This is a genomic window from Pandoraea soli, assembly GCF_902459595.1.
Classification (GTDB): domain Bacteria; phylum Pseudomonadota; class Gammaproteobacteria; order Burkholderiales; family Burkholderiaceae; genus Pandoraea; species Pandoraea cepalis.
Map to the genome: position 1 here is coordinate 119976 of NZ_CABPSG010000001.1, position 25088 is coordinate 145063.

Consider the following 25088-nt stretch of genomic DNA (forward strand, 5'->3'; position numbering starts at 1 on the left):
AGGCCTGTCAACGCCCATGCGCGACAACGAAGTGCCTCACATCGATGCGCTGCTCGGCGAACGCCGCCTCGCAATATTGGAGGTACAGCCGCCACGACCGGACGAACGTGTCGTCGAAGCCTTGCGCACGCACCGCATCGATCTGCCCTTCGAAGGCGGCATGCCAGTGCTGCAGCGTTCTGGCGTAATCGAGACCGAAGCGTAGCGTCTCGACGGCGGTCATGCCGCTTGCCTCCGAGGCGCTCACAAATCGCTCTGCGCTTGGCAGCATGCCGCCCGGAAAGATGAACTCGCGAATGAAGTCGCTCGACGCGCGATAGGCGTCAAAGGCGTTGTCTTCGATGGTGATCGACTGAATGAGCGCACGGCCCCCGGGGAGCAAGCGAGATCTGAGCATGGCGAAGTACGCCGGCCAAAACGCCTCCCCCACGGCTTCGAACATCTCGATCGAGACGATGGCGGCGAACTGGCCTTGCACGTCACGATAATCCGTGAGCGAGATGTCGGCCAGGTGGCTCAGTCCCTCGGCGTCGATGCGGGCTTTGGCGAGCGTCAGTTGCGCTTGCGAGAGGGTGATGCCATGCACTGCGATGCCTTGCCGGGCCGCGTGCAGCGCAAATCCGCCCCATCCGCATCCCACTTCCAGCACCCGCTCGCCCGGACGCAGCGCCAGCGTATCGATGATCCGCTGATACTTGGCGGCTTGGGCGTCGGCAAGCGAACGGTGGGGATCGCCCTCGAACCAGGCGCTGGAATAGGTCCACGTTGCGTCGAGCCACAGTTCGTAGAAGCGATTGCCGAGATCGTAATGCGCGTGAATGTTGCGACGGCTGCCCGACTTGGTGTTGCCGCGCAGTCGATGGCGCAGGTGATACCAGAGGCGAGCGATCCGCGAGCCCGTCACGGTGTTGGAGATCGACGCGAGGTTGCGTATCGCGAGCCGGAGCAGCGCCACCATATCGGGCGAGTCGACCCAGCCGGCGCGATAGGCGTCTGCAAAGCCGATGTCCCCGGCGTGCATGATGCGGCGGCACGCCCGCCAGTCGCGCAGGTGAAGCGTTGCGCCCGGCGAACTGTGGGGATCTCCGAACACATGCAGGGTGCCGTCGGGACAGATCAGCGTCAGGTGTCCGGCGTGAATCCGGCGTAGCAATGCGATAAACAGGCGCGCAGAAATCGGTGCGATCGGACGCACGGAAAGCAGGCGGAGCGGAATCATGGACGGATCTCCCGGTCGGCGGAAGCGGCGCGCTCCGGCGCCGTTGCACGTAGCGTTGGCGGCGTCTTGCCGAAGAACGGCACGCGCTTGAGCCAGAGCCTCAGCGCTTGCCAGTGAATTCTGATGACGACGTTCAGCGCATTGAGAGGCTGCGAAAGCACGGCGAACAGAACGCGCCGCCCCGTGAACGGTTCGGCCCGCATGGCGATGGCCGTGCGCAGCAGCAGCGCATCGCCGACGCGGTAGTCGATGGCGACCGACCATATCGCGCCCTTGCGGCGCACGCGAAACTCGTATTGCCCCTGCACGTCGCAAAATGGGGAGACGTGAAAGACCTTGCGGCAGACGAGCCGCGTATCGCCACGAATGGGCGCATGATCGTCGGCACTGAGCAGATACCCGTGGTGTTGACCGAAGGTGTTGCGCACATCCGCATACAAGGCGCGCAAATTCCCCTGACGATCATGGCAGTACCAGAAGCTCACCGGATTGAACGCGTAGCCGGCCATGCGTGGAATCGTCTGCAGCCAGATGGCGCCGTCGGCGGGAATCGCTGCCTCCGCCAGACGCGCGCGCATCCAGGGCAGGAGCGCACTGCCGTCGCGGGGACCATAGTCGCCCGATCTCAAGGCGAGTGGGCGTCGTCGGTCCAGCGCGAACCACCGGCTGCGCAGGGCGTCGAGACGCTCGACATCGCAAGCGATCTGAAACATCGAATAAGTGAACGCATGCCGCACCGGATGCAGCCGTTCGTGGGTCACGAGGCCGCGCAGCAGCCAGGCGGGCGGTGTCGATGGGTTGGCCATCGCAGCATTCGTGCTCATGGTTGCGCCCACGTCGGCATCACGCCGAAGTCGCCGGCCACCCGTAGCGCGGATTTCAGGCCGTCTTCGTGAAAGCCGTAGCCGGTCCAGGCGCCTGCGAACCACGTCCGTTGGCAGCCCTGGATATCGGGCAGGCGTGATTGTGCGTCCACGGCCGCCAGATCGAGGAGGGGGTGTTCATAGGCATAGCGTCCCAGCACCGTGTCCGACGCCGGCTCATGGCTCGGATTGAGCGTGACGATCACGGGGGACGTGAAGGGCAGGGCCTGGAGCTGATTGATCAGATAGCTCACACATACGGGACGATGCGCGTCGGCAGCCGCGTTCGCCTGACTGACGTAATTCCACGCGGACCAGACGCGTCGGCGGCGCGGCAGCAGCTTCGGATCCGTGTGCAGGACTGCAACGTTCGGTTGATATCGCACCGCACCGAGTATCTGACGCTCCGCCGCGTTGGCGTCGCCCAGCAACTGCAGGCTGTCCGGGGCGTGACCGGCGAGCACGACGGCGTCGAAGCGCTGCGATTCGCCGTTGCCGAAGGCGATTGTCACGCCATCGCGCTCGCGCATCACCCGCCGTACGGGCGTTCGCAGGCGGACATCGTCAAGCGTTGCCAGCAAGCGGCGCACGTAGGCGCGTCCGCCACCGGCGACGGTTTTCCATTGCGGACGATGCCGAATCTGCAGCAGCGCGTGATTCAGGCAGAAGCGCAGGAAGGTCGCCGCCGGAAAGTGCAGAATGTCGGCCGCCCGGCTCGACCAGATCGCGGCGGCCATCGGCAGGAGATAGTGATGCTGGAACGACTGTCCGTAACCGTTGGCCACCAGCAGGTCGCCGACGGATTGGCGCTCGCGCATGGCGCTTTGCAGGTGTTGCTCGGCCGTCGCGTTAAAGCGCAGCACGTCGCGGAGCATTCCCAGAAAGCGCGGGGAATACAGGTTGCGACGTTGGGCGAATACGGTGTTCAGGTTCGTGCCCGCCCATTCGAGCGCGCCGCCGTCGACCGAGACCGAAAACGACATATCGCTCGCGATGGCGCTCACACCGAGTTCGTCGAACAACGCGATCAGGTTGGGATAGGTGCGATCGTTGAAGACCAGGAAGCCCGTGTCGACAGGGGCACAATGCCCGTCGAGCGTGACATCGACCGTGTTCGTATGTCCCCCGGCATAATCGCCTGCCTCGAACACGGTCACGTGATGCTTGCGCGCGAGAAAATAGGCGCTGGCCAGTCCGGCAATGCCCGCGCCCACCACGGCGACACGTTGTCCGGGAGGCAGGGTGGCGGTCGATGCATTCATTGGCTTGTCTCGTCGAAGTTTTTTGCTTATACGAAACACGAGCGCGCGCGGATGCAGGCGCGTTTGAAAAAGCGGCGAGACACCCACGAATTTGGACGTCGCGGCCGAATACGCAGGGCGCGCCACGGCATGGCGGGAGCGGGGCGGCGGCTCATGCCCGTTGGCCCCGCTTTTCGAACAGGTAGTGGCCCACGCCCCACTCACGGCCTTGGGCGTAGCCGAACAGTTCGGCGACTGCCATATAGAACATGCGCCAGCGCTGGAACTGAACGCCGGCCTGCGGGCCGTAACCGGCCTCGAGCATCGGCAGCGTCGTCGCACGCGACGCGTCCAGGGCCGCCAGCCAGTCGTTGGCTGTGCGTTCGTAATGGCGACCGTCGACCCACCAGCGGTTCACGATGCGCAGGTCGTCCTGGAAGTGCAGCAACAGATCCGCGCTGGGCATGGTGCCGCCGGTGAAGAAGTGTCGCGACATCCAGTCGCTGCCATCCTTGTTCTGGAAGGGGTAGGCCACATGACGATGCGCGAAGAGATGGACGAACAGGGTGCCGTCGTTGTTCAGCCAGTGGGCGATCTTGCCGAGCAATGCGCCGTAGTTCTTCATGTGCTCGAACATTTCGATGGACAGGATGCGGTCGAATCCTGCGCGAACGCCGTCATCGAACTCAAATTCCGCCACATTGCCGGTCACGATCCGCAGATTCCGAAGCCCGCGGCGCGCCGCCGTCGACTCGATGAAACGGCGTTGACCGTGAGAATTCGACAGCCCGACGACCTGCGCAGCGGGATATTGCGCGGCGAGCCAGAGCGAGAGCGAGCCCCAGCCGCACCCAAGATCCAGAATCCGCTGACCGTCGGCGATGTCGGCGCGCTGCGCGTAGAGGGCCAGCATCGCCTGCTCGGCCTGGGCCAGTGTCTCGTCGCCATTCGGGTAATAGCAGCACGAATACTTGACGGCGGGACCCAGGTGCTCGGCAAAGAAGTCGCTTGGCACCTCGTAGTGTTGCGTGTTGGCGGCCTGCGTATCCACGGCAATCGGACTCGCGCGCAGTTCACTGACGAACGCGGCAAGCGATTCGGCGCTTCGCTCGGGATCGTGCGCGTGCGCCTCGCGCAGGCGCTGGCGCATCAGCATGCGCATGCCCGCGCGCAACACAATATCCGGCACAAGGCCCCGCTCGCAGAGCCGGATCAAACCGGTTTCGTCGGGCGCTTGGGCTCGTGCGGCGGGCGGTTGCGTAAGGGAGGCGGTCATGGCGATGGGCTCCTGACATCAATGGGCGGATTCATGGCAGCGGCGTTTCCACAGGCTTCCTGGGGGGCCAGGGAATCAGCACGCTGGTGGTTTGCATGTACGTTTTGTAGGCGGGGCGAGAGCGCATCAGGTGCGCTTCAAGCAGCGGGATGCCCGACACTTTGAGCAGTAGCCACGCCATGAGCAGCGGCGCGAGCAGCGTCGTCCATGCCCAGGGCGCGCCAAATGCGATCACCGGGTAGGCACACCAGTGCAGGCACTCGAAGAAGTAATTGGGATGCCGCGAGTACCGCCACCAGCCGACCTGGCAGACTTGGCCACGATGGCTGGTGACGGCGGTGAAGCGTCGCAGTTGACGGTCGGCCGACGCCTCGCCCGCGACGGCGGCCAGCCAGATGAGCGCGGCGACGGCCAGCGCCCACGGCGCCGGCGCGTGGGCGTTGAATGCCGGCACGAAGAACGCCGCCGCGAGCAGCATGGCGATCACGCCCTGCAACTGGAAGAACCAGAACAGGTTGCGTCCGGCATGCTCGCCCCACTGTTCGCGAAACTGCCGGTAACGCGCATCTTCCGGATGCCCGTAGTTGCGACGCCAGAGATGCATTGCGAGGCGCAGGCCCCATACGCCACCGGCCACCCCGACGAAGATGCGATTGATCGCGTGGCCGGTGCCGAGCCCTGCCGCCACGATCGCCACGCTCCCGAGCGCGGCGGCCCACACCGGGTCGACCATGCCGGCGTTGTGCGAGCGCCATTGGTAGCACCAGGCGAGCGTTAACGCAGCACACATTCCAGCGAACGATACGGTGACAGCAGACAGCATGCAGGCTCCAGATAGGGATTCGGGGCTCGATGCTGCTGTATACGAACGTCACGCGTTGCCGGATGCACGCGCCGGAGACATCGTGGAATCGAAGCGGGGAGCGGACTTGCGGGAAAGCGACGAAGGGGTTGTCCAACGTACGGACAACCCCTTCAAATGACACGATGGCGGAGGCGCGCCAGAGCGCTCAGGCGGGTCGGATGGCGCCGGTCGCGACCACGGGACCGGTCGGTTGTCCGGTGGGGGAGCCGCCCGGCGGTTCGACGGACACCGCGAGTACGGCGTTGCTGTCCATCTGCGCGAGGATTTGCGGTGACAGGGTCATCGACGCGGGTTGATCCGACGCAAATACGCCTAGCGGGATGGGTTTGGCGTTACGCGGGATCAGCCACAGCTCGGTGGCGCGGCCGGCGGCAATGGTGGGCTTGAGAACCGGCACCACGACCATGCTCGAGCGACGCCTGTCGACCGTTGCGGTCCAGTGAGCGACGCCATCCTGGCGGGCGATGGTCGACACCATATAGGCATTGGCCGTCACGGCGGACGGACTGCGCGAGGGCATCAGCGTGACGACGTTTACGGCAAGCAGTGCTAGCGCCGCGAGGCTTGCGCCGAGCCCCACCCATCGCCAGAGGCGCAAGTTGTCCCACCAGGTGGCCGGTCGCGGGCGGGTGGTGCGCAGGGCTTCCGGCGCAACGCCAAGATCGCGCTGGATGCGTTGCCACACGCGCGGCGGGGGGGCGATGGGCGCAACGTCTTCGGCCAGTTGCGCGATGCGTGCTTGCCACTGGAGCAGGGTTGCCTGAATCAGCGGATTCGCGTCGGCGGCCTGCTCGAGTTCGCGCCGTTCGGCGGCACTCAGCACGCCGAGGGCATATTCGGCGCAGCGCAGCTCGTCGTCTTGGTTGGCGGGCGTATTCATTGCTCGAGGCACACTTTCAGTTGCATTAGGCTGCGGCGAATCCAGCTTTTCATCGTGCCAAGCGGCACGCTAAGGCGAGCCGCGAGTTCGCTGTACGAGGCGCCGGTAAAGAACGCCTCGCGCACCACGCCACGTTGTTGCGGCTCGAGGCGTTGCAGGCATTGCTCCAGGCGTTGCCGTTCCTCGGACGCCTCGGCAAGCGCGGCGGGCGTGGGGTCGTCTGAGGGGATGGCGAGGGCATCGGCATCATCGAGGGCGGCCTCACGGTGCTCGCGCAGTCGGTCGATGGTTCGGTTGCGGGCCAACGTGATCAGCCATGTCATGGCGTTGCCGCGCTCGGGGTCGAAGCCGCCGGCGCGTCGCCAGACGCTGACGAACACCTCCTGAAGCAGGTCCTCGGCTTCCGCCTTGTCGCGCACCATTCGCAGGATCACGCCGAACAAACGTGCCGATGTCATCTGATAGACGGCGGCAAAAGCATCGCGATCTTCCTGTCCCACGGCCGATAATGCGCGGTTCAATGCGTCGCGCCATGCGATGTCGGCATTGGGGTCGTGCTGGCGCTGCGAGGGGGATGTACGTGCTCGATTGGCACTTCTGGGCATGTCGTTCATGCGGACGAGGCCTTCGTGTGAACCATAGCATTGACGTTCCGCGCAATATAGCACCTTCGGTGCGAGATGGCGCGTTGTGTCCGGCATGAGAAGGCGAGGATTCGGCATGGCGTGCTGATCGACGATGAGCGTGTTGAGTCATACGTATCAGGCACGCGTCCGGATGCGCGGCATCGGTGTATTCTCGGTTCGCCTTTGGCTCGCGTTCAGGGAGTGAGCAGTGCCACAAGTCCAAACAGTCGTGCCAGGGGCGGTACGGACATCAGCAGTATCAGCGCGCCCCCGGTCAGGCCCAACACCCGCCAGAGATAGGGGTTTCGGGGCTGTCCGCGATCGGGGCGTTTCGTTCGCAGTACCCGCCGGACCACGAAGATCAGCGCGACATTGACCACGACCAACAGTTCGAATGCCAATGTGCGGGCCAAGGGGAGAGGGTCGGCGTCGGCGCTGACATAGTGCAGCAATCCCGCATAGACCCCAAGGACCAGCACGCCAGCCAGCGCGCCCACGGAGGCCACTCGCAGGAAGGCGTGGGACGATAGGAGTCGTGCCCCGGCGTGCCGGGGAGGGGTCGTCATCAGGTGAGCGGCTTCCGGTTCGTTCTCGAATACGATCGAGCAGACCGGATCGATCACGAGTTGCAGGAAGACGATGTGGACCGGCGCGAGCATGGGCGGCAAGCCGACCAGAATCGGCACCACGGCTGCCGCGACCATGGGAACATGCACCGCGATGGTATAGCTGATCGCGAGAACGAGATTGGCGTAGATGCGTCGCCCGAGTCGGATGGCCGACACGATCGGGGCGAAGTTGTCGCGCAGCAGGACCAGCGCGGAGACTTCGCGAGCGACTTCCGCGCCGCGCAATCCCATCGCAATGCCAATGTGGGCCGCCTTCAGGGCCGGTGCGTCGTTCACCCCGTCGCCCGTCATCGCCACCACTTCGCCGTTGTCTCGCAGCGCATTCACCAGGCGAAGCTTTTGCTCGGGGCGGATGCGGGCGAAGGTCTCGACGTCCTTGACCGCGTCGTGCACTTGCGCGTCGGTCATGGCCGCCAGGGCCTGCCCGGTCACGATCCGTCGGCAGTCGATGCCCACTTCGGTCGCGATGGCCTGCGCCGTCGACGGATAGTCACCGGTCACCATGACCACGCGAATGCCCGCGGCATGGCATTGCGCGATCGCCTGTGCGACTTCCGGCCGGACCGGGTCGGACAGACCGACGAGCCCCAGGAACGTAAACGCGAAGTCGTGCTGATCCTTCGGCCACTCGGGGTGGGAATGCGAGGCTTTCGCCACCCCCAGCACCCGCAATCCGCCCGACGCCATGGCCGCCGCCTGATCCAGGACCGCCTGGGTTGCCGTCTCGTCCAGATGGCAAAGCGCAGAGACGGCTTCCGGTGCCCCCTTGCAGGCCACCGAATGATGCGTGGGTTCCGGGGTGCGCCACGCGTGGGACATCGCGGGCACCTCGGGCGTCAGCGCGTACTCGTGCACCAACGACCAATCCGTGTGCAAACGTCCGGTGCCCGCGAGGCCCAGGCGTCCGGTCTCGTGGAACGCCCGCTCCATCGGGTCGATGGGTTCGATTTCGCTGGCGAGCACGAGGTACTCGATCAACTCGTGAAAGGCGGCGTCAATTCTTGGGGTCGAGGGATCCACGTCAAGCCGTCTGCCATGGGCGACGAGTGCGCTCACCGACATGCGATTCTGTGTCAGCGTGCCCGTCTTGTCGACGCACAGCACCGACGTTTGACCGAGTGTCTCGATCGCGCTCATCCGGCGCGTGAGCACGCCCTCTTTGGCGATCCGGCGTGCGCCCAAGGCGAAGAACACCGTGAGGATGACCGGAATCTCTTCGGGCAGGAGGCCCATCGCCAGCGTGATCCCGGCGAGTATGCCGGGAAGCCATTCGCCAACGCGCCAACGGTAAGTGAGCGTGAGGAGAAAGACCGTGGCGATGGCGACGGCGGCAAAGCGATTGACGAAGGTTCTCGTCTCGATTTGCAGCGGGGAGAGCGCTTCCGAGATGCCGCTCAGCGACTTGCCGATGCGACCGAGCGTCGTATTCGGTCCGGTGGCGGTCACGACCATGCGGGCCTGACCTTGTACCACCATGGACCCGAAAAATAGCTGGTTGTCGGCGGCCTCGCCCTGTTCGCTGGATTGGCGGGAGCGGGCATCGAGCGGGGCAACAGCCTTGCTGACGGCAACGGATTCCCCCGTGAGCAGTGACTCGTCCACACTGAGTTCGTGGAGTTCAACGGCAAGACCGTCTGCGGGCACGCGGTTGCCTTCATCGACGAAAACGATGTCGCCGGGAACCAGTTCCGAGGCGGAGACGAGTTGACGACTGCCGTCGCGAAGCACCTTGGCGCGCGGCGCCGACAGTTCGCGAAGCGAGTCGAGCACCTGGGCGGTGCGATGGCTCTGATAGACGGTGAGAAGGACAATCGCCGTGACGAAGGCAAGCAGTGTCAGCGCTTCGGCGCGATCTCCGAGAATGAGATAGACGGCGCTTGCCGCGAGCAACAGCAGGAACATCGGCTCGCGTAGCACTTCCCATAACGTGAGCCACCAGGTGCGGCGCGCCGCGTAGTCCACGACGTTCCAGCCGAACCGAGCGCGCTGGGCCAGCACCTCGGCGCTCGACAGGCCGTGTTCGGCGTCGGGCGACCGGATCGGGGCGGTCTCGGGTGCGCTGGCGACGTCAGTGGACCCACTGGAAGCGGATGTGGATGGCGTTGCGCGCATGCGTGTCGGCGCTTGGGCGTCTCGCGGCGTGGCCGTGCCGCTCACCGGCGGTTTGGCCGTGGGCAATGCTTACAGAGATGCAGCACGCCTGGCGCATCCGGATCGTCCCAGGAGAAATGGAGGTCGACGGCACCGCGCTTGGGGACATGGATATTCCTGGATTCCGATCTGGCGGGAGTGTGCACAGAGACGCGATAGTCGCCTGCGGGCAACCTGACAAAGAGGAACGGTCCCTCCGTTCGCACCGCCAGGACGTGTCGCCCGGCCCCTGCGGTGATAGTGACATCGACGTCGGAGAGATAGCTTCCCGACGTCGACGTGAACGTCATCCGGAGGTTGTACTGGGGCGCTGCGGCGCGAAATACCTGGACTTCGTCCTCGCCAATGCCGCCCGTGATGTACGAGACGCCACTTTCCGATTCCGGTTGTGGTGTCGATGCTGCCAGCGCGACGCCAATCATGCATAGCCACGCGAAAAGTGGCACAAACAGCGAAACGCGGGCGCTTCTCGACATCACAATTCTCCCCATATCGGTCTCGTTTCCAGAATGGCCGGTGGCGCTCGTTTGCGTGTTGATCGATGTCAAGGAGCCGCTTGCGACGTCATCGCGCTCGACGTCATTGCATTGGGCGCGGCGTTTGCCGTGCGTCCATTGACACGCGCGCGTGCCGCGCGGCCGGTCGGCAGCAGCGCTTGATGCGCACCGACGTCGTTGGCGCCGCACGGCCGACGCGATCGAAGGTTTGACCTGCCTCAAGGCACGCCTTGGGGCGTCGCCTACGCTGAACATGCACGATTGGCCCGGCATTCGCGCGGTTTGAACGCGCGTTGGTGCCGTCAGGATTTAGGTTCAGGAGATTGATGAGATGGATAAGAGAACCATGAAGCGCGCGTTGTCTATCGCGTCGTCAGCGGTTTTGATGCTCGCCGCAATCCCGGCGCTTGCCCAACCGAAAGACGGCGATTGGGGATGCGAGCGGGGTTATGGGCCGGGCATGATGGGCGGCGGTTATGGCTACGGGCCGGGCATGATGGGGCGGGGCGGCATGATGGAGGGCCCCGGCGGCTGCGGGCCGTGCTGGGGGCCTGGCGCCACGGGCGGGGGCGGGCCGGGTGCCCAGCGTGAAGATCTCAAGTTGAGCGTTGATCAGGTCCGAAACAACATGGACGGGTGGCTCAAGCGCATGGGCAACGCGCGCCTCAAACTCGGCAAGGTGGTCGAGCGAGATGCCGACACCATCACCGCCGATGTGGTGACGGCGGAGAAAGATGTCGTCGTTCAGCGCTATGAGGTCAACCGGCACTCCGGGTTCGTTCGACCGGCGCGTTGAGAGTAGGGCGCGTGGCGCGTTGTTGTTTGCGCTTCGCGCACCTCAGATTGTGGGGCCTACTCCGCTGACACTGGTGCTGGCGAGGTAAAGAAACGTTCGCGCATTTCTTCCAGCCCGAGCGATGCGAGCACCTCTTCCAGGCGTTCGGCGGGGCGGCGGCGCGGCAGGTTCTTGTATTGCGCGATGATCAGCTCGTTTTTCATTGAGTGTTCCCAGCCCACCAGTTCGGTCACGCTGACGTGATAGCCGTGGGCCTCCAGTTGCAGGCAGCGCAGCACGTTGGTGATCTGGCTGCCGAATTCACGCGTATGCAGCGGGTGGCGCCAGATTTCCGTGAGTGGATTGCCGGCCAGTTGTTTGCCTTTGTTTTTGCGCAGCACGCCCGCGATCTCGGCCTGGCAACAGGGCACGAGCACGATATGACGCGCTTGTTTGGCCAGCGCGAAACGGATCGCATCGTCGGTAGCGGTATTACATGCGTGCAGCGCGGTGACGACGTCGACCGTCGGCGGCAGCGCTGGCGAGGTGATCGACTCCGCGACGGACAGGTTCAGGAACGACATTCCCTTAAAGCCCAACCGCTCGGCGAGCGCTTGCGAGGTTTTGACCAGTTCCTCGCGGGTTTCGATGCCGTAGATATGCGAGTCGTCCGCGAGTGCCTTGAAGAACAGGTCATAGAGGATGAAACCCAGGTACGACTTGCCGGCACCGTGGTCGACGAGCGTGACGCGACCGCGTTCGGCCTTGACTTCCTGGAGCAGCGGCTCGATGAACTGGAACAGGTGATAGACCTGCTTGAGCTTGCGCCGGCTGTCCTGGTTCATCTTGCCGTCGCGCGTGAGGATGTGGAGTTCCTTGAGCAGCTCGATAGACTGGCCGGCGCGGACTTCGTGGGTATTTGACATGAGCAGGCTAGGTAAACATCGGGCGGTGGTCCGTCCCGTCAATACCGGCAGTTTACCGAAAAGACTCGCTGACGCGCGGAATCGCCCTGCTGAACATGATCGGCGGCCGTGCTCACGTCTGGTCGGGTGGAGCGACCGTATCCATCGCGCGCATATGCCCAGCCACGGCGGCCGATGGCATCGCACAGGCGCTGCGGCCAGTCTCCCCCACATCGAAATCGAGCAGAGCCCTTCATGCAGGAACACGATCAGCCTGGCGTTCGTTCCGGCGCGATCCATGGTGTTCCCAACTGATGATCAGGTCCGTGCAGGACGACGGTGACCATTTGCGAGTGAGACACCGTCATGCGCACCGCTAGAATTTCAAACTATGCTTGACCTTGCTCAAGCTGCACATCCCTCAGGCGAGGCGAGACGATGCGCGTGCCGCGTCTCATGGATTTGCAGCACTGGCACGCCATTGCGTATGGCGGTCATCTCCGCAAGGATCGCGATCGCGATTTCAGGTGGCGTGCGCGCACCGAGGTGCATGCCGACCGGGCCATGCAGTCGCGCGATTTCCGCCTCGCTGATATCGAACAGTGCCAGTCGCTCGCGCCGCTTCTCGTTATTCGCCCGTGAGCCGATAGCGCCGACATAGAAGGCCGGCGATATCAGTGCCTCGAGCAATGCCATGTCGTCCAGCTTGGGATCGTGGGTTAGCGTCAGGACTGCGCTTCGGGCATCGAGCTGCAGTCGGATAAGCAGATCATCCGGCATCTCGCGCGACAACTCGACGCCTTCCACATCCCATTCATCCAGGTACTCTTCGCGCGGATCGCACACGACGACCTGATAGTCCAGGCTCTTCGCCATCGCGGCCACATAGCGCGACACCTGTGCGGCGCCTACGATGATCAGGCGGTAGCGCGGGCCATGCACTGCCGTGAGGCAATGCTCGTCGAATCGGAGGGCGGGGACTTGCGCACCCGGCGTGAGTGATACAACGCCGGTGTCCAGGTTCAGCTTGCGCGTCACCAGCTCTTGCCTTTGCAGCACCTGAAGCAGTTCCGGCAGCCGCGACTGAGCGCAAACCGGTTCCAGTACGAACTGCAGGGTTCCACCACATGGCAATCCAAAGCGATGGGCTTCGTCGGCACTCAGGCCGTATGTGAGTACACGTGGTTTCCGGTCGCGGTACTCGCCGGTGCTTATCTTCTGTATCAGGTCGTCTTCGATGCAGCCGCCCGAGATCGACCCTTTAACATGCCCGTCCTCGCGGATGGTCATCAAGGAGCCTACGCGCCGCGGTGCCGAGCCCCACGTGCGAACAACGGTGGCAAGCAGCGTGTAGGCCCCTGACTCAGACCACTGCACTGCGGTCTTCAAGACTTCCAGATCAATGTTGTCCATGATTTTCGTGTATGCCAGATGGTTCAGTCCCATCGAATGATGGAGAGGATGGGCATTGAAGGGCAAAGGGATCGATTCGTCGGAATGAATGCATGGGCGCCTTCAGTGGCTTTGCGTCGCGACCTGCATTTCTTTGTATCAGTCATAATGATAATTTAAATCAGTAAACATTATTTGAAGCGATGACGTGATCAGTCTAATCTTTGCCAAACGCAAGGACAAGATGTGCCGTGAATGCCCAAAAAGCGCTGCAGCAGGAAGAACGCAGTCCGGTTCCAGGCAAAAGGCACACGTCGAAGAACAAGTTGTACCTGGCCGGAAGGCAAGTCGCTGCATGTCGCCGCGAATTGCGGCACCCGTTGGCGATAGTCGAGATGCGGCAATGCCCCGAGGCCATGCGCATCGACGAATCAGGAGACATTCTGTGCAAAACGTGCGTGAGCGATTCGATTACGTGATCATCGGCGGTGGATCGGCGGGCTGTGTACTCGCGCATCGACTGTCCGCGAATCGCGAGCTGCGAGTCGCCCTCATCGAGGCTGGTTCCGACACGCCGCCTGGTGCCATACCGGCGGAAATCCTCGACAGTTACCCAATGCCCGTATTCTGCGGGGACCGCTATATCTGGCCGGAGCTTAAAGCCAAGGCGACCGCAGCCTCACCGCTCAAGGTCTATGAACAGGGCAAGGTGATGGGCGGCGGATCGAGCATCAATGTCCAGGCTGCCAACCGCGGCTTGCCCCGCGATTACGATGACTGGGCCGAGCAGGGCGCCTCCGGCTGGGCATGGAAGGATGTCCTGCCTTACTTTCGCAAGCTCGAGCGTGATGTGGATTACGGTGGCTCTGCGCTGCACGGTGCCGATGGGCCGGTTGCCATCCGCCGCATCAAGCCGGATGCCTGGCCGCGCTTCTGTCACGCGTTTGCGGAAGGCTTGCAGCGCAACGGTCTACCAATGCTTGAGGACCAGAACGCGGAATTCGGCGATGGCATGTTCCCCGCTGCGTTTTCCAATTTCGACGACAAGCGTGTCTCAACAGCGGTTGCCTACCTCGATGCGGCGACGCGCGCGCGGACCAATCTTCGTATTTACTCGAATACGACAGTCGAACGCCTCATCGTCACCGGCCAGCGCGCGCATGGCGTGGTGGCGATGAGCGCGAGCGGCGAGCGCCTGCAGATCGATGCCGCGGAGGTCATCGTGTCGGCCGGCGCCCTGCAATCCCCGGCCTTGTTGTTACGCGCCGGTATCGGCGCCGGCAGCGAGTTGCAAGCGCTGGGCATTCCGGTTGTCGCCGACCGGCCGGGCGTGGGCCGCAACCTGCAGGACCATCCCTCGCTGACCTTCTGCCACTTCCTGGACCCTGAATTTCGCATGCCGCTCTCGCGACGCCGCGCGAGCATGACCGCAGCGCGCTTTTCCTCCGGCCTGGACGGGTGTGATAACGCCGACATGTATCTGTCGAGTGCCACGCGCGCAGCATGGCATGCGCTGGGCAATCGGCTTGGCCTGTTCTTCCTGTGGTGCAACCGGCCATTCTCGCGCGGGCGCGTGCAGCTCACTTCCGCTGACCCTTTTACGCCACCGCGCGTCGATTTGAATCTGCTGGACGACGAGCGCGACGCAAGGCGCATGGCCATCGGCGTGCGCAGGGTCGCGCAGATCGTGCAGCAGACGGCATTGCACCGCCATCCCGACGATTTCTTCCCTGCCGCGTTTTCGCCGCGGGTCAAGGCACTTAGCCGCTTTAGTGCCGGCAATGCCGCGTTGACCAAGGTGTTGGGCCTGGCTCTCGACACACCGGCGCCGCTGCGCCGATGGATCATCGACACATTCGTCACCGGCGGCATTCGCATGTCGGCGCTGCTGGCGGACGACAAGGAGCTCGATGCTTTCATCCGCAAGTATGTGTTCGGCGTCTGGCATGCCAGCGGCACTTGCCGCATGGGGCCGGCCAGCGATCGCATGGCGGTAACCAATCAGGAAGGGCTGGTGCACGACGTGGCGAACCTGCGCGTGGTCGATGCTTCCCTGATGCCCAAGCTGCCGTCGGCGAATACCAATATCCCGACCATCATGATGGCGGAAAAAATTGCCGACGCGATCTTGGCGCGGCGCAAGGCGCCTCCCGGCGTCCTCGTTAGCAGTGAGGCGTAGGTCGACAACGCGAATTGCACACGTCTTCCCAGGAACGATTCATTTGGTTTGATTTGATTTGACCACATGCGCCGCATTTGCCACGCGCGCTTACAAAAACACAAGGAGACAATCATGGCTGTAGCAACAAACGATGCGGCACTCGCTCAACCGGTCAGCAACAAACAGGTATTAGGCGCCGTACTGGCCTCCTGCGTCGGCTGGTCGCTCGACCTCTTCGACCTTTTTATCCTGCTCTTCGTGGCACCGATCATCGGCCGCCTTTTCTTTCCGTCGGAACATGCGATGCTGTCGCTGGCCGCGGTCTATGCCTCATTCGGCGTCACCCTTCTGATGCGCCCGCTGGGTTCCGCGCTGTTCGGTTCGTACGCTGACCAGCATGGCCGCAAGCGCGCCATGATTTTTGCGATGGTCGGCGTTGGCGTTTCAACCGCATTGTTCGGGGCGCTGCCAACCGTACATCAGGTCGGCTTCATTGCGCCGGTCATCTTCCTGGCTCTGCGCTTGGTGCAAGGGATATTCGTCGGTGGCGTGGTCGCTTCGACGCACACGATCGGTACGGAATCGGTGGCGCCAAAGTGGCGCGGTGCCTGCTCCGGACTTATCGGTGGTGGCGGTGCCGGCTTGGGGGCGTTGCTCGCGTCGGGAGTGTATTACCTTCTGTCGTGGATCTTCCCTGGCGCGGCCTTCGATGAATGGGGCTGGCGCTGCATGTTCTTCTCCGGCCTGATCAGCGCCATCCTGGGCATCTTCGTCTTCAACAACCTGGAAGAATCCCCGCTCTTCAAGAAGCTGCAGGCAGCCAAAGCGACCAAGGCGGCGCAGGCCAAGTCGTCCCGCTCGCCGGTGCGCGCGCTGTTCTCGGCAGACTACCGTTCCATTCTGTTCGTCAACCTGCTGCTGACGATCGGCGGCGGCAGTGGTTACTACCTGACCTCCGGCTTCCTGCCGACCTACCTGAAGGTCGTGAACCATACGCCCGGCGAAACCGCTGGGGCCATTCTGATGCTGGCAAGCGTAAGCGTGATCGTTGCCTCGGTCCTGACCGGACACCTCAGCAACTTGATCGGCCGCAAGAAGACCTTCCTCGTCGTCGGCGTTGCCCGTCTGATTCTGTTGCCGATGCTCGCATTGAAGATGCCCGGCATCTCCGATATCACCACGCTGACCTGCTATGTCGTCCTGTTCAGCATGCTGGGCAGCAGCGGTTATGCGCCGGTCCTGATCTTCCTGAACGAACGCTTCCCGACGGCCATCCGCGCCACGGGTACCGGTCTGTCCTGGAACATCGGCTTCGCCATCGGCGGCATCATGCCGACCTTCGTGTCGCTGGCTTCGCCGGCACCGACGAGCCTGCCGACGACCCTCGCATTCTTCCTCGCGGGCATCAGCGTGATCTACCTGATTGGGGCGCTGATCGTTCCGGAGACACAGGGCAATCTCGACAAGCCGTCCAATGACGCAGTTTAAGTAGTGGCTAGTGGTAGTGGTTAGTGGCGCGGCCCTGCGGACAAGCGGGACCGCCGCTTCCCAACCTTGTTATGAAAATGCGCAAGACGTGCGCAAAGTCATCCGTCATCCGATGGCGATGCCGACCGCACTCGCCGCAATGCATCGAAAATCAACATGACCGAGCTCGCAGCACTGAATCTGATCAATGGCCAATGGCAGGGCGCGCTGAGCGGCGCCACTGGAGAAAGCCGCAATCCGGCGAACGGCAGCCTTTTGGGCACCTTCGCGCAGAGCAATCGCGAAGATGCCAGGATCGCAATTGCCGCAGCGAAGCAAGCGTTCGAGACCTCGCTGTGGCCGCATGATGCGCGCCTGCGCCAGAACGTCCTGCTGCAATGGGCTGATCGTCTGGAACGGCACCCTGAGCTGGCCGGTCTGCTGACGCAGGAAAACGGGAAGATCGTGGCCCAGTCACGAGGAGAATTGGCGGGCGCGATTTCCGAGATCCGCTACTACGCCGGCCTGACCCGGCACATTCCTGGTCACTTCATGGAAGTCGAGCCGGGCGCCTACACCGCCACACTACGTGAACCCGCCGGCGTCGCCGGCCTGATCATTCCGTGGAACGCGCCTATCGTGCTGTTGATCCGCTCGCTCGCTCCGGCCCTGGCCGCAGGTTGCACGGTAGTCATCAAGCCGGCGGCACAGACCACGCAGATCACCGCGCAGGTGCTGCGGCAGCTGGCGGCGGTCGAGGCCTTGCCGCGTGGCGTGGTGAATCTCGTCTCCGAAGGCGGCAGTGAAGTGGCGCAGGAGCTGGTGGCATCGGAAGACGTCGACGTACTCAGCTTCACCGGTTCGAATGCGACCGGCCAGCGCATCATGGCTGCCGCCGCGCCGACCATGAAGAAACTCTCTCTGGAGCTCGGCGGCAAGTCCTGCTGTCTGGTGTTTCCGGACACTACCGAAAACTTCGCCACGGTCGCCACGCGCATCGCGGCAGCAGCGACGGTGATCTCCGGCCAGCAATGCACCGCCGCGCGCCGCGTGCTGGTGCATGCCTCTTGCTACGACGAGATGAAGCGCGAGCTGAAGATGGCGCTCGAAGCCATCGTGGTGGCGCCGGGAGATACGCCAGGCGCCGGCATGGGGCCGTTGATCGACGCGAGTGCCGCCGCAGCGGTAGACCGCGCGGCCCAGCAGGCCATGGATACCTGTGATGAAGTGGTCCTGCGCGGCGGTCGTCCCGGCGGCAAGCTGGCCAACGGCCACTTCCTGACGCCGACCCTGGTCGCGCACGCCGACACCAGCGCCTCCTTCGTGCAGGAAGAGATCTTTGGCCCCTTCCTGGTGCTGGAGAAGTTCGAGGACGAGAAGGAAGCGGTGGCGCGCGCCAATCACACGGTGTACGGCCTCTCGGCCAGCGTCTGGACCGCCGACGGCGACCGCGGCATGCGCCTGGCGCGTGCACTGCGCAACGGCACGGTCTGGATCAACGACCACAACCGGCTGTTCGCGGAAGCTGAGACAGGCGGTTATCGCCGCAGCGGCATCGGCCGCCTGCATGGCTACGAGGGCCTGTTCGACTTCCTCGAGACCAAGCACATTTTCCGCCGTTCGGGCGTGGTGTAAGCGGTTGTAGGGCGCGCCTCCGCCCTCGAGGTTCTACTTGCCAGAAACGGCCAGGTCGCGCGGCTCGACCTGGCCGATTTTCATGCGCTATCGCGCTCGTCCAGCAGTTCCAGCGTCGATGCCGAGGGCGTGCATTCCAGCATGGCCTGGAAAGTGTCGATGATGTTGTCGAGCGTGTAGGGCACGCTCCAGAAGCGGCTCGACGTCCGTCCCTCGTCGCGTGCCGCTTCCTTGGCGGCAAAGATGGCCGTGGCATAGGTAGCGACCAGCGACATTCGCTGCTCCACCAGTGCCGGCGGGATGTGGCCGAGCAGCGCGCGGAAGTGCTCCAGGCATTGCCGGTAGCCAGCGTTCCAGCGATTACCGATGTGGGTCTTGATCAGCGCACGGTGCGTCATCTGTACGTTGGACAGGAAGCGCAGATAAGTGCTGTCCTCGGCACTCTCCGCCATCTGATCCACTGGACGGATGAAGGCTTGCAGCACATCGCGCACGTTGCGCGGTCCGCCGGCAGCCGCCATTTCGTTAAGCATGGCTTGCCGAAAGGCATCGATCTGCTTGGCGCCGTCCACCAGCAATTCGCCGATCAGGCCTTCCGTCGAACCGAAGTGATATTGCACCGAGGCCTTGTTCCGTTGCTCGGCGGCCTCGACGATGTCCTTGATCGCAACACCGTGAATGCCATGCAGCGCAAACAGCCGTTGCGCTACCGCCTTCATCCGGGTGCGGGTCTCGTTGCCATCCGATCTTTGTGTTTTTGGAGTTGACATCTTAATTTAAGTATGTAGACTTAACTAAGTCAATTGACTTAATTATGCCATCGTCATTCTATGGCACAAGTTGCCCGACAAAAATTTCGGGCTGGACCAGCGCTTGGAGACAGGAAGGTATTGATGATGAACCGCGAAGAAGAAATCGTCGCGCGCTCGCGCGCATTCCGGCAGGATTATGTGCAAAACACGCCGAGCTGGTACCGGGGCGAAATGCACCTTGGTTTCACCCTTGTGTTCACCCTCTCGGTGATCGTATATTGCGCGACCCACCTGCACAACGTGAGCTGGCAGGAATGGGCGTACGTCGTCGTGCCCATGTTCTTGTTCGGCAATTGGGCGGAGTGGGCCGCCCACCGCTACCTGCTGCACAGCCCGAAGAGCGTGCTCAAGTCCGCCTACAAGCGCCATGTCGCTACCCATCATCAGTTCTTCTCGCACAAGACCTTGGAATATAACGGCCAGAAAGAGTGGCGCGCGCTGCTGTTCCCGCCGTTCGCGCCAATCCTGTTCGTTTTCGCCGCGCTGCCTCCTGCGCTGCTGGTCGGCAATCTCTGGACGGCCAACGCCGGCTATATTGCCATGCTGGCCATGGCTTCGTACTTCCTGATGTATGAAGGGCTGCATACCGCGTCTCACCTGGATCATCCGATCCTTGACCACATTCCGCTGATTAACACCGTGCGCCGCATGCATGTTCTGCATCACAATCCGGACTTCATGCATGACCGCAACTTCAACCTGACGTTTCCGATCTGTGACGCGTTGTTCGGCACCAGCGACCTGAACAAGGGGGTAGTCGCTACCTTGTTCAATGGCATGTCCGACGACGCCCGCAAGCCGGAAGACAAGGAAAAGCTCGCCGCCCAGCAATTGGACCGCGAGGCGAGGGCGCAGGCCAAGCGCCGGGCTGTCTGAGCACGGGTCGCGGCATGTCAATCGGAGATACTGACTCAGTATCCCTTGCAATGAAAAGATAACGAAAAGCGCCCGCCCGGCTTAGCCGGGCGGGCGCTTTTTTACGTGGTTCCGTCCTATTTCGCCCCCTCTTGCGGAAACGTCAGGAAAGAAATCCTGAAAAGCCCGATGCGTGAATCTTGTCATCATTAATACTGATGAATTGAATCATTAAAGATTATTTGATGTGATGATATTCGGTGCTTATACTCGGAACGATTAAATCGAATACGCCGGCCCGCATGCCGATATCAGGCAGTGCGCGAGCGCTGCACAGCGTTCAGCGCCCGCGTGCGGAGTACGAATGGAGACGCCGATGACCCAATTATTTCGCCACGCCATCTATGGCTGGCGCGCTTGCGCGGTCCCGTCGCGCACCGCCGTTACGAGGCTAGCACCATGGAAATGAAAGTCGCTCAACCTCGGGTAGCGTCGCCACAGGCCGAGCCGCATGTCGGCCGCCCGCAGCGCCGGATCGAAGACGCGTCACTTCTGATCGGCCGCGGTCAGTATGGCGACGATGTCGGTGTGAAACCTGGCACCTTGTTCGCCGCCATCGTGCGCTCACCGCATGCGCATGCCGTCCTGAAGCACGTCGACACCAGCCACGCCGAGCGCGCCCCGGGCGTGCGTGCCGTGCTGACCGGCAACGATATCCGCGATTGGTCAAAGCCTTTTGTCGTCGGCGTGAAGGCGCCGATGGAGATGTGGGCGCTGGCGACGGATCGCGTGCGCTATGTCGGCGATCCCGTTGCCGTAGTGATCGCGGAGTCGCGCTACCTTGCCGAGGACGGCGCCGATCTGGTTGCCGTGGACTACGAGCCATTGCCGCCGATGGTCAGTGTCGAAGACGCCATCGGCCCAAATGCGACGATTCTGCACGAAGGCGTGGGTTCGAACGTGGTGAGCGATCGCAGCTTCCGTTACGGCGATCCCGAAACCGCGTTCGCCAACGCCGCGCACTGCATTGAAATCGCTACCGAATACCCGCGCAACTCCTGCACGCCGATTGAGGGGGCTGTTGTGGTTGCGGAATATCTTTCCGCCGAAGAAGGCTTCGACGTCAGTTCCAATTTCATGGGGCCGTTCTCGCTGCACACCGTGATGGCCATGGCGCTGCGGGTGCCCGGCACCAAGCTACGCCATCGCACCTTCCGCGATTCGGGCGGAAGTTTCGGCGTCAAGCATGCTGTGTTCCAGTACGTGGTCCTGATGTGCCTCGCCGCCCGCAAGGCCGGTGCTCCGGTGAAATGGGTGGAAGACCGCCTTGAACACTTGGTGGGTCTCACATCCGCCACCGGCCGCGTGTCCAATCTCAAGGCGGCGGTAGAAGCCGATGGCCGCATTACCGCGCTCGCGTACGACCAGTTCGACGACTGCGGGGGCTATCTGCGTGCGCCGGAACCGGCAACTTTCTACCGTATGCACGGCTGCCTCACCGGCGCTTATGCGATCCCCAACCTGCTCGTGCGCAACCGCGTGGTGCTGACTAACAAGACGCCCGCCGGCCTGGTGCGCGGCTTCGGTGGCCCGCAGGTCTACTTTCAGCTCGAACGCCTGATGCAGCGCATTTCGCGCACGCTCGGCATTGACGAGCCCGAACTCTATCGTCGCAATTTCATCCCCGCCGACGCCTTTCCGTACCGTGCCGCTGCCGGCGCGCTGATCGACTCCGGCAACTACCAGTTGGCGCTCGAACTTGCCTCGCGCGAGGGCGGGCTGGAAGCGCTTTATGCCAAGCGTGCGGCAGCGCGCGCCGAAGGTCGGCTCTACGGCATTGGCTTCGCTGCCATCGTGGAACCTTCCATCTCCAACATGGGCTACATCTCCACCGTGCTGCCCAAGGAAGCACGGGCGAAAGCCGGTCCGAAGAATGGTGCCATCGCCGCCGCAAGTGTCAGCATCGATCCGCTTGGCGGTATCAACGTGGTGATCGCCTCGGCACCGGCAGGGCAGGGCCATCGCACCGTCTGCACGCAGGTTGCGGCTGATGTGTTCGGCATCCATCCCGATGAAGTCGCCGTCAACGTCGAATTCGATACGCAAAAGGATGCCTGGTCGGTCGCGGCGGGTAACTATTCCAGCCGCTTTGCCGGTGCCGTCGCTGGAACCGTGCACCTCGCCTGCTGCAAGCTGCGGGACAAGCTGGCCCAGATCGCCGCGCCACAGCTCGGATGCGCGCCGCAAGATGTCGTGTTTGCCGGCGGCAAGGTCTATGCGACGCAGAATCCCGAGAAACAACTCGTGTTCTCCCGCATGGCCGCCAGCCCGCACTGGGCGCCCGGCCTACTGCCCGAAGGCGTCGAGCCGGGTCTGCGGGAAACCGCGTTCTGGACTGGCGAATCGCTACAGGCACCCGACGAACAGGATCGCATCAATACCTCGGCCGCGTACGGCTTTGCCTTGGACATCTGCGCCGTGGAAGTAGACCGCTACACCGGCCGGGTGCGTATCGACAAGTACATCACGACCCACGACGCCGGCAAGATCCTGAATCCGGCGCTGGCCGACGGCCAGATTCGCGGCGCGTTCGCCCAAGGGGTGGGCGCGGCGCTAATGGAGGAGTTCCGCTATGGCGAGGACGGCAGCTTCCAATCCGGCACCTTTGCGGACTACCTGGTGCCGACCACCTGCGAGATCCCCGAACCGACCATCATTCACATCGAGACGCCGTCGCCCTTCACGCCGCTCGGTGCCAAAGGCCTGGGCGAGGGCAACAACATGAGTACGCCGGCATGCATCGGCAATGCCGTCGCGGATGCGCTCGGCGTGGACGATGTCACGCTGCCACTCACGCCCGCAAAGATCATGGAGCTGATCGGCATCGACGAACCGCCGCCGAGCAAACAGGTGCAGCAGCAGATCCAGCAAGAGCAGGGCGCACTCGCCGACACAGGCGCTGAGGCGAAGCGCGGCAAGGGCGGCAAGTCGCTCGCCGCCAAGGGCGAAGTTGTGCTGTCCGCCCCGCCCGAAGCCGTGTTCCGCGTGTTGCTCGATCCGGTGGCGCTGGCCAAAGTCATCCCGGGCTGCAATGCGCTCGAACCTGTGGGCGAGAACCGCTATCGCGCCGACGTCACGCTTGGCATCGGCATGATCAAGGCGCGCTATACCGCCGAGGTCGCGCTGTCCGAACTGCAGCCGCCGCACAGCCTGCGCCTGGCCGGCTCCGGTCTGTCGTCGGTCGGCAGCGCGCGCGGCAGCGGCCTCGTGATGCTCGAGCCCAAGGATGGCGGCACGCGGGTGCGTTACGACTACGCCGCCGAAGTCTCGGGCAAGGTCGCTGCGGTCGGCAGCCGCATGCTTGAAGGCGCGGCCAAGATGGTCCTCAACCAGTTGTTCGAACAACTCGGGCGTGAAGCTGGCGGCACTGGGGCACAGGCTGCAACGACAGCCAAGCCCTCGTTCCTCGCCCGTCTGCTCGCTTTCTTCGGAATCGGTAAATGAAGCCTCAAGCATTTGACTATGTTCGCGCCGACGGCGTCGCCGAAGCTGTCGAACTGCTCGGCAGCAGCGGCGAAGATGCGCGCATCCTCGCCGGCGGCCAGTCGCTGATGGCGGTGCTCAACCTGCGTCTGGCCCAGCCCAGCGTGCTGATCGACGTATCGCACACGGTAGACCTGAACTATGTGCGTCCTGACAACGGCTATCTGGCGATCGGTGCGGCCGCAACGCAGGGCAGCGTGGAATGGCGCAAGACGCTGACGCAGGAAGTGCCGCTGCTGGCGCAAGCCTTTCCCCATATCTCGCATTTTCAGATCCGTAATCGCGGCACGGTCTGCGGTTCGGTGGCACATGCCGACCCGAGCGCGGAACTGCCGCTGGCTCTGGTGGCGCTCGGCGGTCAGGTGGTGTTGCGTAATCGTAAGGGCCGTCGCGTGTTGGCGGCGGAGGACTTCTTCCTAGGCATGCTGATGACCGCACGCGCACCTGACGAGTTGGTGGAGGAGGTGCGCTATCCGCTGGCTGATGGACGCTTTCGCTATGCCTTCGACGAATTCTCTCTGCGTCACGGCGACTTTGCCATCGTCTCGGTGGCGTCCGTGGTCGGTCCGAACAGCATCCGCCTCGCCGTCGGTGGTGTGTCCGACCGTCCTCGCGCGAAGACCTGGGAGCGGTTGCAGGGTGCGGATCTCGAAAGCGCGATCAACGATTTCGCGTGGGAACTCGGCGCACGTGACGATCATCACGCTTCGGCGAAATTCCGGCGCCAGCTCGTGCGCCACCTGGGTAACGCCGTCATCCAAAAGGCACTGTCATGAAAAAGCATGAAAAGGGCAGTACCGTGAAAATCTGCCTCACCTTGAATGGCCGCGAACGCACCGGAAGCTGCGAGCCGCGCATGCTGCTGTCCGACTTCCTGCGCGAAGCACTCGGCGCAACGGGCACCCACGTCGGCTGCGAACATGGCGTCTGCGGCGCCTGCACCGTGCAGCTCGACGGCGTCGCGGCGCGCTCCTGCCTCACGCTCGCCGTCCAGGCCGACGGCCACCGCGTCGATACGGTCGAAGGACTCAACGGCGGCGGTGATGGGCTGTCGGACCTGCAGGAGGCCTTCCGTCGCAATCACGCGCTGCAATGCGGCTTCTGCACCGCCGGCATCATGATGTCGTGCCAGGACTATCTGCAGCGCAAGCCCGACCCGACGGAAGCCGAAGTGCGCGACATGCTTTCCGGACACCTGTGCCGCTGCACCGGCTACACCAATATCGTCAAGGCTGTGCTCGAGACGGCTGCATCCCGCCGTGCCCGCGCCGCAGACCAAAAATAAAGGGGACATCA

Annotated in this window: 20 protein-coding genes; 8 read left to right on the top strand and 12 right to left on the bottom strand. The window is 63.4% G+C overall.

What is annotated here, in order from left to right:
* Nucleotides 1-7: 7 nt before the first annotated feature.
* The 9 genes from PSO31014_RS00460 to PSO31014_RS00500 form a co-directional block, all read right to left on the bottom strand.
* On the bottom strand, nt 8-1219 hold the full coding sequence (locus PSO31014_RS00460; RefSeq protein ID WP_150549808.1) for an SAM-dependent methyltransferase: 1212 nt from the start codon (nt 1217-1219) through the stop codon (nt 8-10).
* Nucleotides 1216-2043, bottom strand: a complete 828-nt coding sequence (locus PSO31014_RS00465) for a DUF1365 domain-containing protein (RefSeq protein ID WP_246176170.1) — start codon at nt 2041-2043, stop codon at nt 1216-1218. Before PSO31014_RS00465 ends, PSO31014_RS00460 begins: the two co-directional genes overlap by 4 nt.
* A complete protein-coding gene (locus PSO31014_RS00470; RefSeq protein ID WP_150549809.1) occupies nt 2040-3344 on the bottom strand; it encodes an NAD(P)/FAD-dependent oxidoreductase in 1305 nt (434 codons plus the stop codon). Before PSO31014_RS00470 ends, PSO31014_RS00465 begins: the two co-directional genes overlap by 4 nt.
* A gap of 151 nt (nt 3345-3495) precedes the next feature.
* A complete protein-coding gene (locus tag PSO31014_RS00475) occupies nt 3496-4599 on the bottom strand; it encodes an SAM-dependent methyltransferase (protein ID WP_150549810.1) in 1104 nt (367 codons plus the stop codon).
* 31 nt (nt 4600-4630) lie between these two features.
* Nucleotides 4631-5422 (bottom strand): DUF1295 domain-containing protein, encoded by a 792-nt coding sequence (locus PSO31014_RS00480; RefSeq protein ID WP_150549811.1) that lies wholly within the window; start codon nt 5420-5422, stop codon nt 4631-4633.
* 187 nt (nt 5423-5609) lie between these two features.
* A complete protein-coding gene (locus tag PSO31014_RS00485) occupies nt 5610-6344 on the bottom strand; it encodes an anti-sigma factor (protein ID WP_150549812.1) in 735 nt (244 codons plus the stop codon).
* Entirely contained in the window at nt 6341-6958 is a 618-nt protein-coding gene (locus PSO31014_RS00490) for a sigma-70 family RNA polymerase sigma factor (RefSeq protein ID WP_150549813.1), read from the bottom strand. The genes PSO31014_RS00485 and PSO31014_RS00490 overlap by 4 nt, the downstream gene beginning before the upstream one ends.
* A gap of 206 nt (nt 6959-7164) precedes the next feature.
* The gene (locus tag PSO31014_RS00495; protein WP_246176171.1) at nt 7165-9711 is read right to left on the bottom strand and encodes a cation-translocating P-type ATPase; all 2547 of its coding nucleotides are present in this window, start codon (nt 9709-9711) and stop codon (nt 7165-7167) included.
* 41 nt (nt 9712-9752) lie between these two features.
* Nucleotides 9753-10298, bottom strand: coding sequence for a carboxypeptidase-like regulatory domain-containing protein (locus PSO31014_RS00500; RefSeq protein ID WP_343039565.1), 546 nt, complete (start codon nt 10296-10298; stop codon nt 9753-9755).
* A gap of 280 nt (nt 10299-10578) precedes the next feature.
* On the opposite strand from PSO31014_RS00500, the gene PSO31014_RS22490 reads away from it, so the two are divergent.
* The gene (locus PSO31014_RS22490) at nt 10579-11043 is read left to right on the top strand and encodes a hypothetical protein (protein WP_150549814.1); all 465 of its coding nucleotides are present in this window, start codon (nt 10579-10581) and stop codon (nt 11041-11043) included.
* 56 nt (nt 11044-11099) lie between these two features.
* Here the strand turns inward: PSO31014_RS22490 and PSO31014_RS00510 are convergent, their stop codons facing one another.
* Together PSO31014_RS00510 and PSO31014_RS00515 are read right to left on the bottom strand one after the other, a co-directional pair.
* Nucleotides 11100-11948 (bottom strand): class I SAM-dependent methyltransferase, encoded by an 849-nt coding sequence (locus PSO31014_RS00510; protein WP_150549815.1) that lies wholly within the window; start codon nt 11946-11948, stop codon nt 11100-11102.
* Nucleotides 11949-12332: 384 nt separating this feature from the next.
* Nucleotides 12333-13340: an XdhC family protein gene (locus PSO31014_RS00515; RefSeq protein ID WP_150549816.1), complete on the bottom strand. Its 1008-nt coding sequence runs from the start codon at nt 13338-13340 to the stop codon at nt 12333-12335.
* A 382-nt stretch (nt 13341-13722) separates the two neighbouring features.
* Between PSO31014_RS00515 and PSO31014_RS00520 the strand changes: the two genes are divergently transcribed.
* The 3 genes from PSO31014_RS00520 (at nt 13723) to PSO31014_RS00530 (ending at nt 18582) form a co-directional block, all read left to right on the top strand.
* Nucleotides 13723-15498, top strand: coding sequence for a GMC family oxidoreductase N-terminal domain-containing protein (locus PSO31014_RS00520; RefSeq protein ID WP_150549817.1), 1776 nt, complete (start codon nt 13723-13725; stop codon nt 15496-15498).
* 114 nt (nt 15499-15612) lie between these two features.
* Nucleotides 15613-16968 carry an MFS transporter gene (locus PSO31014_RS00525; protein ID WP_017234385.1) on the top strand — a complete coding sequence of 452 codons (1356 nt, stop codon included), beginning with the start codon at nt 15613-15615 and terminating at the stop codon, nt 16966-16968.
* Nucleotides 16969-17124: 156 nt separating this feature from the next.
* Nucleotides 17125-18582 (top strand): aldehyde dehydrogenase family protein, encoded by a 1458-nt coding sequence (locus tag PSO31014_RS00530; protein WP_150549818.1) that lies wholly within the window; start codon nt 17125-17127, stop codon nt 18580-18582.
* Nucleotides 18583-18662: 80 nt separating this feature from the next.
* On the opposite strand, the gene PSO31014_RS00535 is transcribed toward PSO31014_RS00530, so the two are convergent.
* Nucleotides 18663-19301: a TetR/AcrR family transcriptional regulator gene (locus tag PSO31014_RS00535; protein ID WP_150549819.1), complete on the bottom strand. Its 639-nt coding sequence runs from the start codon at nt 19299-19301 to the stop codon at nt 18663-18665.
* A 177-nt stretch (nt 19302-19478) separates the two neighbouring features.
* Between PSO31014_RS00535 and PSO31014_RS00540 the strand changes: the two genes are divergently transcribed.
* The 4 genes from PSO31014_RS00540 to PSO31014_RS00555 all read left to right on the top strand — a co-directional run bounded on the left by PSO31014_RS00540 (nt 19479) and on the right by PSO31014_RS00555 (nt 25077).
* Nucleotides 19479-20270, top strand: a complete 792-nt coding sequence (locus PSO31014_RS00540) for a sterol desaturase family protein (RefSeq protein ID WP_150550380.1) — start codon at nt 19479-19481, stop codon at nt 20268-20270.
* 438 nt (nt 20271-20708) lie between these two features.
* Nucleotides 20709-23753: a xanthine dehydrogenase family protein molybdopterin-binding subunit gene (locus tag PSO31014_RS00545; protein ID WP_150549820.1), complete on the top strand. Its 3045-nt coding sequence runs from the start codon at nt 20709-20711 to the stop codon at nt 23751-23753.
* The gene (locus PSO31014_RS00550) at nt 23750-24568 is read left to right on the top strand and encodes an FAD binding domain-containing protein (RefSeq protein WP_017234390.1); all 819 of its coding nucleotides are present in this window, start codon (nt 23750-23752) and stop codon (nt 24566-24568) included. Before PSO31014_RS00545 ends, PSO31014_RS00550 begins: the two co-directional genes overlap by 4 nt.
* The gene (locus PSO31014_RS00555; protein WP_150549821.1) at nt 24565-25077 is read left to right on the top strand and encodes a (2Fe-2S)-binding protein; all 513 of its coding nucleotides are present in this window, start codon (nt 24565-24567) and stop codon (nt 25075-25077) included. Before PSO31014_RS00550 ends, PSO31014_RS00555 begins: the two co-directional genes overlap by 4 nt.
* Nucleotides 25078-25088: the final 11 nt, after the last annotated feature.